The organism is Flavobacterium sp. KS-LB2, assembly GCF_036895565.1.
Lineage (GTDB): Bacteria > Bacteroidota > Bacteroidia > Flavobacteriales > Flavobacteriaceae > Flavobacterium.
The window spans coordinates 270,963-285,031 of sequence record NZ_CP145904.1 but is presented as its reverse complement, the minus strand read 5'-3'; the positions used below and the strand labels follow the sequence as shown (position 1 = coordinate 285,031).

Here is a 14,069-nt window from a genome sequence, read left to right as displayed (position 1 = left end):
GTGCCAAATTTACGTTTATTGTACGAAAGTTAAAACTTTGAGCGTTATTAACTTTAAATAAAGAAATTCTTTATTATTTTTACCCAATAATTTCAGTAAACTATGAGTTCTTCCTTTGATAATTTTCAAAAACGCCGTTTAATTTCCTCTTATTTTTCAGTAGTCCTAAGTGTATTCTTAGTTTTATTTCTATTGGGAATATTGGGACTTTTTATTATAAATTCTAAAAAATTAGCCAACGATTTCAAAGAAAATATTGCCATGACGGTTTTTTTCAAGAATGAAGCCAATGACAGTATTGTGAAAGCTTTTGGCACTCAATTGAAAGCAAGCCCTTTTGTAAAATCATATAATTACGTAACCAAAGAAGCTGCTGCAAAACAACATACTGATATCATTGGTGAAGATTTTATGGAATTTCTGGGCGAAAACCCATTACAAAATTCATATGATATTCACTTAAAGGGCGATTATGTGATTAAAGACAGCATTACAAAAATTGAAACTAGCTTGCGCAAAAACGCTATGGTTTCGGATATTGTGTATGACAAGCAATTAGTGAATCTTGTGAATGACAACATTAAAAAAGTAAGTATGTGGATTCTTATAATCAGCGGATTCCTAGCTGTAATTGCCGTATTATTGATTAACAGTTCGTTGCGTTTATCGATTCATTCCAACCGATTTATCATTAAAACCATGCAAATGGTAGGAGCGACCAAAGCTTTTATCAGAAAACCATTTGTTCTAAGAAGTATTAAACTAGGAATGCTGGGAGCAGGACTTGCTATTATAGCCTTAATTGGTGTGTTGATTTATGTTGAAACTAATTTTCCAAATCTCGGCATATTAGACGACAAAGCGTTAATTGCATTGGTATTAGTAGCAGTTTTAGGAGTTGGAATACTAATTACATGGTTAAGCACTTATTTTGCCACACAACGTTTCTTGAACTTAAGAACAGACGATTTATACTAATATTTATTAGTTGATTAATATAAACTCATTATCATTCAGCATTTTTAGATGCTGAACTAAATTCAGCATAAATGAAAAATAACGAACAGAAAACAGAATTTCTTTTTGATAAAATAAATTATAAAATCTTATTAATTGGAATTGGAGTTATTGCCTTGGGATTTATTCTAATGGCTGGCGGAGGAAGTGATGATCCAAATGTTTTCAATGAAGATATTTTTAATTTCAGAAGAATTCGATTGGCACCAACTACTGTTTTAATTGGGTTTGGAATAACCGTCTATGCCATTCTTAAGAACCCCAAAAAAGCATAAATGAATACATTACAAGCATTTTTAATTGCTGTTATTGAAGGATTAACAGAGTATCTTCCCGTTTCTTCTACAGCACATATGGTTTTTCTAAGTTCTTATTTTGGAATTCAAGAAGATGATTTTGTAAAATTATTTCAGGTTTCGATTCAATTTGGGGCCATTCTGGCTGTAGTAGCTTTGTACTGGAAAAAATTCTTTGATTTCTCTTCAAAAAGTGTTGCCATCAACTTTTATATCAAATTGATTTGTGCCGTAATTCCTGCTTTGGTTTTAGGAAAATTATTCGATGACAAGATTGAAGCGGTTCTTGGAGACCCTATTCCTATTGCGATTGTATTAATTATAGGTGGGGTAATTTTACTCTTTATCGACAGTCGTTTTCAAAGTCCAACCGTAATCAAAGAAGAAGACATCACCGTAAAGAAAGCCGTAAGCATTGGTTTTTGGCAATGTTTAGCGATGATGCCAGGAACAAGTCGTTCTGCTGCTTCAATCATTGGAGGAATGCAACAAGGATTAACGCGTCATGCGGCAGCGGAATTCTCTTTCTTTTTGGCGGTGCCAACAATGATGGCGGTTACCTGTTATTCTGTATTCTTGAAAACCTATGAGTCTTCACAAATGAAAGGCTACGAATTGATTTTAAAATCCAACGAAAACATCCAATTGTTCTTGATTGGAAATGTAGTTGCTTTTATTATTGCTATTATAGCGATTAAATTTTTCATTGAAATCATCAAAAAATACGGTTTTAAACCTTGGGGTTGGTACCGAATAATAGTGGGTATTTTTTTATTGATCTACTTTTCATACTTAAAATAATTCCCATTGAAAACAGCCGAAGATTTCCTAAACGGACAAATTTTACTCATTGACAAACCTTTGAATTGGACTTCTTTTCAGGCGGTGAATAAATTGAAATGGGCTTTAATTACCAAAGCTCATCTGCCAAAAAAATTTAAGATTGGTCACGCAGGAACTTTAGATCCTTTGGCAACTGGATTACTTTTAATTTGTACAGGAAAATTCACGAAAAGAATTACGGAACTTCAAGGTCAAGCCAAAGAATATACCGGAACTTTTCATATTGGAGCAACAACACCTTCCTATGACTTGGAAACTGAAATAGACGAGACTTTCCCAACAGAACATATTGATGCAGTATTAATCCACGAAACTGTAAAGCAATTTTTGGGCGAAATCGATCAAAAACCACCTATTTATTCCGCCATAAAGAAAGATGGTGTTCGCTTATACGAACATGCACGAGCAGGTGAAACCATTGAAATAGCAAGCAGAAAAACTACAATTCACGAGTTTGAAATTACCCGAATTGCACTTCCAGAAATTGATTTCAGAGTGGTGTGTAGCAAAGGAACCTACATTCGTTCTTTAGCTTATGATTTTGGGAAAGCGATGCATTCTGGATCACATTTGACCGTTTTACGTAGAACAAAAATTGGCGATTATGATGTTACTAACGCCATGGATGTTACTTTATTTGAAGAAAGTCTTAGCACACCATTATAATCAAAAATAAAAACACATTACAAATTCAAAATGAATCTGCAATGTGTCTTTTTTTCTAGTGTTAAAGTAGTTTTAATTCATACACATTTTGCCTGTTGGTAGAAGACATTAATAATTAGCAATGCCTTTTCCCCCGAACAGCAATTGCGATAAATAATCATAAAACTTTTCAAATCGATTTTTCATAATGATGTTTTTTAAGTTGTTAAACAATATTTAAACACCAATAAAAAAAGTAAATTAACAATAGACCTGGTTGGCAGTCACCAATTTACAATTTTTTTTTCGATATGCAAAAAAATTAACAAAAAAATAAAACACTTATTTGAACCCAACAAAACTAGAACTTCAGGTACCTTTTTTGTTAAAAATCCACCTCAAACAATGATTTTTTTTACCTTTTTAAAATCATTAATGAGACAATTATGTGTTTTTTAAAGTTTAGCAAGGCATCACAATACAAATTTTATTGTTCCAACTCTTGCATTAGGGCAACTAACTCATTTTGTGTACTAATTCCTTTGTCATGCAAATACCACAATTGTAAGTTGGTTTTTGCAGTTTCATCTATAACGCCAAATTCTTTTTTATAATCTGCAATCAAATCGGTAGCACCTTTGGGTCTTGGCCCCCATTTCCCAAGTACACTACTTGTTTCTTTATCGACAATAATTACTACTGGAATTGATTTCTTTTTATGGGTTAAAAACAACTTCATCAACTCCTCATTTTCATCACGCAGCACAATTTTCAATTCTATGTTATCGGAATCGATTGCCATTTTATTGATAATTGGCAGGAGTTGGGCAGCATCACCACACCAACCTTCGGAAATTACTAACCAAATGTATTCGCTTTTTAAATTCTTTAATTTCAGACTATTTTCCTCCGTAATTTTCATCGTTTTATCCAAACGATTCATTCGGGTTTCATTCAACTCACTGTAATGTTTTAAATCATCCGATTGTTCATTACCGGTCGATTTCCCTTCAAGCAATAAATCTGAAACTAACTTTCTGTACTCTGGATAAGAGTGGCTATTAAATAACGCTTTAGCTACTGGAATTTTCATAATGAATTATTTATTTTCACAAAGTTACCATAAAATTGGAGCATAAATATGATATAAGTCACTTTCAATTCCACAAAAAGAGTAATTTTATCACAAATAAAAAAGATGGATTTAAAAACAAAATCAATAGGATTGGTACTTTCAGGTGGCGGTTCTAAAGGTATAGCCCATGCTGGTGTGATTAAATTTTTAGAAGAACAAAACATACATCCATCTCAAATGGCAGGAACAAGCGCAGGCTCAATTGTTGGTACAATGTATGCTTGGGGGAAAACTCCCGAAGAAATCTTAGAATTTTTCAAATCGATATATCTTTTTCACTGGAAGCATTTAACCTTCAAAAAAGCCGGATTGATTGATTCCGAATCTTTCAAATCTTATTTTCACACTATCTTCAAAGACGCTACATTAGGTGATTTAAAAATCCCAATACAAATTACGGCTACTGATATGGTTAGGGGGAAATTAAAAATATTTGGCCCGGAAACAAAGATCATCGATGCGATTTTAGCATCATCGGCATTTCCTGGAATTTTATCCCCGTATGAAATTAAAGGAAAAATATACAGTGATGGCGGAATCTTGAATCATTTTCCTACTGATATTTTACAAGGACAATGTGATACTTTAATAGGTGTTTATGTGAGTCCGATTCAAAAAATTGAAGCTGCAGATTTAACCTCTATCAAAGCAGTAACCACGAGAGCCTTTGACATTCTTTCGGCAAATTCAAACCTGCATAAATTTAATATTTGTGATTGGGTTATAGAACCCAAGGATTTATGTCTCTATAGTACCTTTGAAACCAACAAAGTAAAGATGGATGCCGTGTTCAACATTGGCTATCAAGCCGCAAAAAAAGCGTACGAAAAACTTAATTTATAAAATTTCAGCAACATTATTTTAAAAAAAAAGAAAATTCTATATTTGCACCAATCAACTCAACACACACATGAAATACAAAAGAATTCTTCTAAAATTAAGTGGTGAAGCTTTAATGGGCGACCTGCAATACGGAATTGACCCAAAAAGATTAGCTGAATATGCTGACGAAATCAAGCAAATTCATGATAAAGGAGTAGAAATAGCCATTGTAATAGGTGGTGGAAATATTTTTAGAGGAGTTGCTGGAGCTAGTGCAGGAATGGACAGAGTGCAAGGCGATTATATGGGAATGCTAGCAACCGTTATCAATGGTATGGCGTTACAAGGCGCACTGGAAGAAAAAGGTATGAAAACCCGTTTGCAAACGGCGTTGAAAATGGAATCTATTGCAGAACCTTACATCAAAAGAAGAGCCGATCGTCATCTTGAAAAAGGGAGAATCGTAATTTTTGGAGCAGGTACTGGAAATCCATATTTCACTACAGACACTGCTGCAGTATTGCGTGGTATAGAAATCAATGCCGATGTAATCCTAAAAGGAACTCGCGTAGATGGTGTGTATGACTGTGACCCAGAAAAAAATGCATCAGCAGTGAAATTTGATTTTATATCTTTTGAAGATGTTCTTAAAAAGGGATTAAATGTAATGGACACCACAGCATTTACATTAAGCCAAGAAAATAAATTACCAATCGTAGTTTTCGACATGAATAAAGTAGGAAACTTATTGAAAATCTGCGATGGCGAAAATATAGGAACCGTAGTAAATATATAGTTAGCAGCTTTCAGTGTTCAGTTAGCGATAAGAACTGATCACTAAAAACTGATCACTGACCACAAAATAAAAAATTATGACTGAAGAAATTGAATTTATATTAGATAGTACTAAAGAATCTATGACAGGTTCTATTGCGCATTTAGAAAAAGAATTTTTGAATATTCGTGCCGGAAAAGCATCTCCGGCAATGTTAGGAAGTGTTTTTGTTGATTATTACGGATCTGCGACACCGCTTTCTCAAGTATCAAAAATTAGTGTTCCTGATGCCAGAACAATCACATTGCAACCTTTTGAAAAAAATATGCTGCAAGTAATTGAAAAAGCAATTATGGTTGCCAACATTGGTTTTAATCCAATGAATAACGGTGATGTAATTATCATTAGCGTTCCCGCGCTAACTGAGGAAAGAAGACGTGATCTTGCCAAACAAGCCAAAGTAGAAGCCGAAGACGCTAAAGTAGGTATTCGAAATGCCAGAAAAGATGCTAATACTGAGATTAAAAAATTAGAAAAAGAAGGAACATCCGAAGACATTTGTAAAAGTGCCGAAGAAGAAGTTCAAAACCTAACGAATACTTTCATCAGGAAAATAGATGAACTTCTAGTGGTGAAAGATGCTGAAATCATGAAGGTGTAAATTTCAAACGCTATCACACAGAATGAATATTTTATTAAAGCCGAAGTTATCAAAAGATAATCTTCGGCTTTTTGTTTAATGTAGCTTTAAAACAGGAAATCTAATTCTTATGTTTTTGGAGTTTAATGACATGAGAGAAGTAATTTTTTGAAATAATTATTTTGTAAGAAAAAAAATAAAAAAAAATTAAAAATTTGAAAGTAATAGTGTACATTTAATAACACCAAAAAAACCTAAACTTTATGAAAAAAATTAAAACACTATTGTCTTCTTGTTTTCTTCTTGTTTATTCAATGTGATTCAACAGAAAACATAATTGAAGCTAACGAAAAACCCTATGTTACTTCTGAGAAAGTAAGTATAGAAAATGTACTTTCGGTACTTAAGAACCCTGTAATACTTAACCGAACGGAAACTTTCAAAACCAACACTCCAGAAGGCATCACCCAGAAAAGCGGTGAAAAACCAAATGTATATTTCACTAAAATAATAAAAGGTAATGAATATACCACTTATCTCTTGTTACTAAACAGTTACTCTACTAAAAATCCTTATTTCATGTATTATGTGATTACACAAAACGCAACTACTGAAAAAGTAGGATACTTAAAATACATTCCTGATACACCCATACCTTCCCTTGACATTAACACCTTTTCAGGGAAAATCCAAATGCTAGACCTCGAAAAAAAGATTAGAACAGAAAGCAGATTCCTGAACGGTCAACCTCAAAAACAAACTACTTCTACTACAGCAAGAACTACTGACGATTGTACCTCATCATCATCAATAATAACACATTATTGTGGAGGCACCGGCAATCATAGTCCAGGTCAAAAATGCGACGATGGCAATTATTATGCATTTTATGAAGTCCTAATAGTTACTACTTGCCCCTATGTAAGCGGATACGACAATAGCGCACCAGTACCTAATGAATTCATAAATATTTCAGGGAGTGGCCCAGGTGGTGGTGGACCTAATGCAATTTCGGATTTTGTTATTTCCTTTGAAGGGATTTTAAATTTAAAGCAAAAAATATGGTGGGACGATTATAATAACGACACTCAAAAACAAGAAGTCATTACTTATTTAGACCAAAACCCTACTAATGAAGGAATAATCTTTTCTTTAGAAATGATTAATCAAATGAGAATAAATCCAAATCTATTCCGTTCTATCAAACCTTTTTTGATTGAAAAAAACATTGATGATGTCTTACTTGATCCTTGTAGTAAAGGTGTATTTCAACAAATTAAAAATACAACTATATGTGATTTTGCATATATATTTGCCAAGCTTGGAGCTGATGATTCTATTTACAATACGACTATGAAGACAGAACATAATAGTATTATGGTTAATGGACAACTACAAGAAATAGAAGATCCCGCTAACACCATTAGAACAGCACTTGGAATCAAATATAATTATACGGTTTATGTAAATCCTGATTATCAAGGTAAAACGAAATTATTTATTGCCGCTATGTTATTACACGAAATGGCACATACATACTTTTTTAGTTTGGTTGATGATTACAATATGGGAGCAACCAATTCTTTTAACGAACTTCCTATTTTGTTTAACGCAGCAGTAGTAAATCAATTTCCAATAGGACCTAATTTGCATCATGAAGAAATAGCTAATAGTTATGTAAATGCTATAGCTGCCGCATTACAAGAATTCCAACCGGGATTGCCTCAGCAGGTTTATGACGATTTAGCTTGGGGGGGATTATATGGAACTCCGATTTTTGACACTTTATTACCCGTTGGAAACCCTAATAGAGAAAGAATAATAAATAGATATGCTTGTGAACAAACTGGCAACCCTCAGGGTCAAGGCACAGTAAATCAGCAAAACCCAATGGGCCAACCTTGTAATTAATAATGTTATGAAAAAAGTATTGATTATTAGTATAGTTTTTTTAGCTTTATCTTGCTCTGTTAAAAAAAACGACAAAATTCTCTCTGAAACAATAAATCCAAGTGTAAAGGAAAGTGATATCACAAAAATAGAAAGTGATATTACTAATGATTTTTTAGAGATAGAACTCAAAAAAGACCGTTACAAACCATACAAAAATTATCCAATTTGTATTATCAAAGAAGGAATTAGCAGATTGTCTTCATTAATAATCTATGAATATTGTTATACAGATAGAAATTTACCCATAAAAAATTCTACAAATAAAGATTGGATTCTCAACGAAGTACAAATAAAAAATATAAAGGATACTTTAGCTAACACTATGGCACATAATTGGAAGGTTTCGGATTTTACTGCGATTAATGTTTCAATTATAGAATCGAGTGAATTAAGAAAAAGCATTAAAGAAAACAATTATACCAAGTTTTCAGAAACCTTAATTCTTAATTTGTCAACGCCATTAATAATTAATGATAAAAATGCATTTATAACTTTTAATGCTAATCTTGGGTGGAAAACAATGGACAGATTTACCGCTTTAATGAAAAAAAATAAAGAAGGAAAATGGGAAATAGATTCATATTATTATGACCCTAATTCTACTTGGTAAATCATTTTGGATTCTTTATTTTTTACAAATTGAATCAGAAGTTACATTTAACAAGTGAAGGCACGCCTAAGCAAGAAACTCCTATCGCTCGGATATATAAAAAATCTTATGAAGGTGTAATTCCCTTTCAAATCCTATAAAAATCCGTTCGCTTAGGGGAACGGATTTTTTTATTGTTATTTTTGCGATACCAAAATGAGATTGTACCCGTTTTTTATTTAACCTATTATGAAGCAATTGTGTTTGTTCTTCTTTTTTTTAATGCTTTCGCTACAAGCGCAATTTCAGGTAAATGGAATTGTGAAAGAATCTACAACCAACAAACCGTTGCCGTTTGCCACGATTACCACAAATAATGGCCTAAACACCATCTCAGATGTCGATGGAAAGTTTAGTATTGTTGTTCCAATTCCCTTTACAGCTTTTGATATTTCGTATATTGGTTTCACCAAAGCCAGGATTGTCCTCGAAAAAAACAAAAATTATTATGTGGTTGTTCTTTCCCAAAAAACGGATAATTTGAATGAAGTGAGAATTTCAAATGAAAACCCGGCTTTGGCAATTATCAGGAAGACAATCAAAAATAAGAATAACAATAATCCACAGAAAAAACTTCGCAGTTTTGAATTTAAATCCTACAATAAACTCATTGTAACCGCTAATCCTGATTCTATTGATGGAAGAATCGATTCCGTTTTTGTCCAAAAATCCATTGGAAAACAATTCTCAAAAATTGACTCTTCCGATTATAAATTTAAAGAAGTCATACGCCAACAGCATCTTTTTCAAACCGAAAAAGTGTCACAATATCAATTTGCCAATAGTACATTAAAAGAAACGATATTAGGTACCAAAATGGCTGGTTTCAAGCAACCTGTTTATGAAATCATTGCTTTCAATTTACAGTCCTTCTCTATTTACGATTCCAGCTACGAGCTTTTTGAAACCAAATACAACAGTCCTATTGCCAATGATGCGCTAAACGATTACAACTACAAACTCTTGGACTCACTTATCATTGACGGCAGAAATACCTATATGATTTACTTTAAAAACAAGAAAAAAAGAAAAGCATCAGGGCTGGAAGGCGTGCTTTATATTGACCAAAATAATTTTGCTGTTGCCAAAGCCGTAATGAGCATAAAAGGCGTTCTTGACATTAGCGGAATTCATGATTTTAAGTACATTACTAATGAAAAATTATGGTTCCCAACAGGCAAAACCTTTAAAATTGTAAAAGGCAAGAATGATGACGATATAAAAATCCTTGGAGGAACCATTCAATTTGATGGCGATGTAGAACAAGATTTTAAAGAAAGAAAAAAAGTTGCTTCAGATTTTACTTATTTGCTTTCGCACACGAATAATTTTGAAATTCAATATAACATTCCGATACAAATTAAAAAATCGGCGATTTATATCGAAATTAAAGACGATGCGATTAACAAACCAGAACGTTTTTGGAACACTTACAGAAAAGACAGCTTAGACAGTCGAAGCCAAAAAACGTATTTGGCATTGGACAGTATTTCTTCCAAAAAACGAATTGAAAGCCGCATCCGTTTTGGACGAAAAATCATCAATGGATATTTACCCATTGGGAAATTCGATTTAGACTTACGAAAATTATTCAGTTATAATAATTATGAAGGATTCAGATTGGGAATTGGCGGAGTCACCAATGAACAATTTTCAAAAAAATTCAGAATCGAAGGCTACACCGCTTATGGAACTAAGGATCGGAATTTCAAATACAATTTGGGAATGGCGACTCGGGTTGGCAAATTTTCCAATTCCTGGATTGGCGTTTCCTATACCGATGATGTTCGAGAAATTGCAAGCACCGTGTTTACAATTGATAAAAAAGCATTCAAAATCTATGATCCAAGACCGATAAACATCAGTACATTTTACAATTATGTGAGTTGGAAAACATTTATAGAAACCAAAATTATTCCAAAAACAGAAAGTTTCTGGGAACTTTCCCGTGCCGCAATAGAACCAAAATTCAATTATATATTCAACCTCAACGAGAAATTATATACGAATTATGTGATGACAACCGCAATGGTTTCTCTGCGCTGGAATCCATTCAGCGATTACATGCAAACGCCTACGGGACGAATTGAAGTAGAAAAACGTTTTCCAAAATTTACTTTTCAATACACCCAATCCTTGCCTAAAGTGATGCAAAATGATTTTGAATTCAGCAAATTAGACTTCAAAACAGAGTATGAAAAGAAATATTTAAACGGGCAAAAAACAAGTCTGCTTTTCGAAGCCGGTTATGCACTTGGCGATGTACCGCTGACACATTTGTACAATACGTCTCCCAATAATATTACCAAAGAAACTATTATGCAGAGAATCACTTTTGCAGGGAAAAATAGTTTTGAAACCATGTTTTTCAATGAATTTTTCTCCAGTGAATACGCCTATTTTCAATTCAAACATGGCTTTAGCCGCGTAACATTATTCAAAAAAGTAAAACCTTCCTTAGTTCTTGTTTCCAGAATGGCTTGGGGAAATTTACGCAAACCGGAACAACATGTCGGATTGGATTACAAAACCTTGGACAAAGGTTATTTCGAATCTGGAATAGAGCTAAACCAAATTTATAATGGCTTGGGATTAGGCGGATTTTACCGATACGGTCCAAACCAGCTGAGTAAATTTCAAGATAATATTGCCGTAAAAATAAGTTTCGTCCTTAATCTGGGACTTTAATGACTTGAAACGAATTTCAAACCAATAATCGAACTGATTAAAGTGGTAATGAAAAATATTCGCCAGAAATCGGCCGGTTCTTTAAACACAAAAATTCCAACAAGAACTGTTCCTACTGCCCCAATTCCTGTCCAAACCGCATAAGCCGTTCCAATAGGCAATGTTTGTGTGGCTTTGTAAAGCAACACCATACTTATTACCAAGCATATTAAGAATCCTCCCAACCATAATGTTGCCGTCATTCCTGTGCTTTCTTTGGCCTTGCCTAAACAAGTTGCAAATCCTACTTCAAAAAGACCGCCAATAATCAACAAAATCCAATTCATATTACTGTTTTAAAATTAGTACTGAAGGAACGTCACTGAGCCAAATACTTCTGGAATCAACTAATTGTTTCCAACTTTCAAGACTAATTAACATTAAATCCTGTTGGTCCAAAAATTCCTTTTTAATTGTTTTATCGGTCATCAAACCAATGTTATTGGGATATTTTTGTTCCAAAGAATCGATAGCGCTTTTGATTACAAAATTAGTATTGACATGCTCATTGACATCCAAAACAACAATCTTAGCATTGTTGTTGTAAATTAATTTTTGGATATAATCAATCACAAACACATCTTCTGGACTAAAAATTGGAATAAAAACATGATTGACTTGCTGTAAATCTTTATCAATCAAAATCCCTATTGGCATCTTGGTTTTAGCAATAATTTGTCTCGTTCTTTCGTCAAAAGGAGAATTTTCAAACAGTCCCTCTTTCCCAGTGAACTTATCAATTAAGCGATCAGGATTGATTATTCTAGTTGTAAAACCAATTACTTTTCCAAGGATTGTCCCTTCAAATATTGATTTTCCAAGACCTACTAACAACAAATCATAATCACCTTGATTCGCAACATCAGCAATTTCTGTTTCAATATCTAAGGTTGCTTTAAAAATAGTATTAATATCCTGATTTAGAAGCTGGGATTCTTCGACAATGGGATAAAAACTATTTTTCTCCTTATCCTCCATATTGAAAGTATGCATCTCATCACTTAACGATAAATGCATCACGGTGATACTAGCTGATTTTTTTTGTTTTTTAATCAGGCTATTCGCCAATCGCAACAAGGATTTTCCTTTTTCATTGTTTCCAAATGAAATTAAAATGCGGTATTTGTTTTGACTTGTTTGTTCAACAATCTCGACTCCATCCTTAGTTTTAAAAATATAATTGATTAAATCCAAAGCTGGTCCCGTCATAAAAGTGGTAACCAAAGCCATAATTACCATCATGGTAAACACTTCGGGAGTCAAAACTTTAAGTTCTAAACCGATGTTCAAGACAATCAATTCCATTAAACCTCTGGTGTTCATCAAGGCTCCAATTGTCAAACTGTCTCGCCAAGTCTGACCTACAAATTTTGCTGCCAATGCGCTTCCTAAAAACTTACCCACTACAGCTACCAAAATAATAAAACCGGTGACTTTCCATAAATACGGATCATTGATAAGACCAATTTCGGTTTTCAAACCTGTGAATACAAAAAACAAAGGAAGTAAAAGTATCAAGGCAACATCCTCTACTTTTTCTATGAATATCGTTCTAAATTTGGGAACATCTGGCATAATAGCTCCTGCCATAAACGCTCCAAAGAGTGCGTGAATACCAATAACCTCAGTAGCATAAGACGATATGATTAGTACGAGAAAAAAGATAGCTACAACTGGTTTTACAATGCTGTCCTTAGAACCATATAAATCTCCAATTCTTTTCAGAAAAGGTTTTACAATAAAAATCATGGCAAGCACATAAAGTACCGCCAGCATAATAATGTATAAAGAGCTGACGAAAGTCCCCGCTTTTACAATAGCAATTACCACCGCTAAGATACACCAAGCCGTAATATCATCGGCAGCAGCGCAGGTAATGACGATTGCTCCTAATTTTGTTTTATGAATCCCACGTTCCTGAACAATTCTGGCCAAAACGGGAAAAGCAGTGATACTCAAGGCAATTCCCATAAACAAACTGAAGGCAAGGAATTTGACCCCTTCGGGAGCAAATCGATTGTAAACAAAATAAGCTAGACCAATTCCGAGTGCAAAAGGAATGACAATACTGGCATGACTAATTACCACCGCTTCATTGGCTTTATTTTTCAAGACTTTCAGATCGAGTTCCATTCCTATGACAAACATAAAAAGGATTAATCCTATCTGACTCAAAAATTTTAAATTCCCTAAAGATTCTACAGGAAATAATGCTCCTGAAAATTCAGGAAAATACAAACCCAATAAGGACGGTCCAAGAACAATTCCAGCAATAATCTCACCTATTACAGAGGGCTGGCCAATTTTCTTGAAAACCCAACCAAAAACACGAGCAACAAGTATTATAGTTATAATTTGCGCCAAAAGAATCGCTAAAGGATCCTGAAAATTATGTTGCATCGAAGCTATAAAATCTCCCCAGGAACCATTCCCACTTTCAGGTGTTACAATAACCTCTCTTGCTTCTAATTTTTTGCCTTGACTTAAAATCCAATACATTAAAGCTGTGAAACCACCGGTAATACCTAAATAAAACAATGTGTTTTTATAATTCTTCATACCCATTT

Annotated in this window: 13 protein-coding genes; 10 read left to right on the top strand and 3 right to left on the bottom strand. The window is 33.6% G+C overall.

Annotation, left to right across the window (positions count from 1 at the left end; translation table 11 throughout):
- Nucleotides 1-102 precede the first annotated feature (102 nt).
- The 4 genes from V5J73_RS01295 (at nt 103) to truB (ending at nt 2,822) form a co-directional block, all read left to right on the top strand.
- Entirely contained in the window at nt 103-978 is an 876-nt protein-coding gene (locus V5J73_RS01295) for a cell division protein FtsX (protein ID WP_338647060.1), read from the top strand.
- 71 nt (nt 979-1,049) lie between these two features.
- Nucleotides 1,050-1,292 (top strand): DUF3098 domain-containing protein, encoded by a 243-nt coding sequence (locus V5J73_RS01290; protein ID WP_338647059.1) that lies wholly within the window; start codon nt 1,050-1,052, stop codon nt 1,290-1,292.
- Nucleotides 1,293-2,114 (top strand): undecaprenyl-diphosphate phosphatase, encoded by an 822-nt coding sequence (locus V5J73_RS01285; RefSeq protein WP_338647057.1) that lies wholly within the window; start codon nt 1,293-1,295, stop codon nt 2,112-2,114. It begins immediately after the preceding gene.
- Nucleotides 2,115-2,120: 6 nt separating this feature from the next.
- Nucleotides 2,121-2,822, top strand: coding sequence for a tRNA pseudouridine(55) synthase TruB (truB, locus tag V5J73_RS01280; RefSeq protein ID WP_338647056.1), 702 nt, complete (start codon nt 2,121-2,123; stop codon nt 2,820-2,822).
- Between the two features lie 466 nt (nt 2,823-3,288).
- Here truB and V5J73_RS01275 read toward each other — a convergent pair whose 3' ends face one another.
- Nucleotides 3,289-3,894, bottom strand: coding sequence for a thioredoxin family protein (locus V5J73_RS01275; protein ID WP_338647055.1), 606 nt, complete (start codon nt 3,892-3,894; stop codon nt 3,289-3,291).
- A gap of 105 nt (nt 3,895-3,999) precedes the next feature.
- On the opposite strand from V5J73_RS01275, the gene V5J73_RS01270 reads away from it, so the two are divergent.
- The 6 genes from V5J73_RS01270 (at nt 4,000) to V5J73_RS01245 (ending at nt 11,463) form a co-directional block, all read left to right on the top strand.
- Nucleotides 4,000-4,779, top strand: a complete 780-nt coding sequence (locus V5J73_RS01270) for a patatin-like phospholipase family protein (RefSeq protein ID WP_338647053.1) — start codon at nt 4,000-4,002, stop codon at nt 4,777-4,779.
- 67 nt (nt 4,780-4,846) lie between these two features.
- Entirely contained in the window at nt 4,847-5,554 is a 708-nt protein-coding gene (gene pyrH, locus V5J73_RS01265) for a UMP kinase (RefSeq protein ID WP_338647052.1), read from the top strand.
- 76 nt (nt 5,555-5,630) lie between these two features.
- Entirely contained in the window at nt 5,631-6,194 is a 564-nt protein-coding gene (frr, locus tag V5J73_RS01260; protein ID WP_338647051.1) for a ribosome recycling factor, read from the top strand.
- Nucleotides 6,195-6,476: 282 nt separating this feature from the next.
- The gene (locus V5J73_RS01255) at nt 6,477-8,084 is read left to right on the top strand and encodes a hypothetical protein (RefSeq protein WP_338647049.1); all 1,608 of its coding nucleotides are present in this window, start codon (nt 6,477-6,479) and stop codon (nt 8,082-8,084) included.
- A 7-nt stretch (nt 8,085-8,091) separates the two neighbouring features.
- Entirely contained in the window at nt 8,092-8,736 is a 645-nt protein-coding gene (locus tag V5J73_RS01250; RefSeq protein WP_338647047.1) for a hypothetical protein, read from the top strand.
- Nucleotides 8,737-8,964: 228 nt separating this feature from the next.
- The gene (locus V5J73_RS01245; RefSeq protein ID WP_338647045.1) at nt 8,965-11,463 is read left to right on the top strand and encodes a DUF5686 family protein; all 2,499 of its coding nucleotides are present in this window, start codon (nt 8,965-8,967) and stop codon (nt 11,461-11,463) included.
- Here the strand turns inward: V5J73_RS01245 and V5J73_RS01240 are convergent.
- Both V5J73_RS01240 and V5J73_RS01235 read right to left on the bottom strand, forming a co-directional pair.
- Nucleotides 11,460-11,789, bottom strand: coding sequence for a DMT family transporter (locus tag V5J73_RS01240; protein WP_338647043.1), 330 nt, complete (start codon nt 11,787-11,789; stop codon nt 11,460-11,462). The two genes, V5J73_RS01245 and V5J73_RS01240, sit on opposite strands and share 4 nt — an antisense overlap.
- A gap of 1 nt (nt 11,790) precedes the next feature.
- Nucleotides 11,791-14,061: a cation:proton antiporter gene (locus V5J73_RS01235; RefSeq protein WP_338647041.1), complete on the bottom strand. Its 2,271-nt coding sequence runs from the start codon at nt 14,059-14,061 to the stop codon at nt 11,791-11,793.
- Nucleotides 14,062-14,069 lie beyond the last annotated feature (8 nt).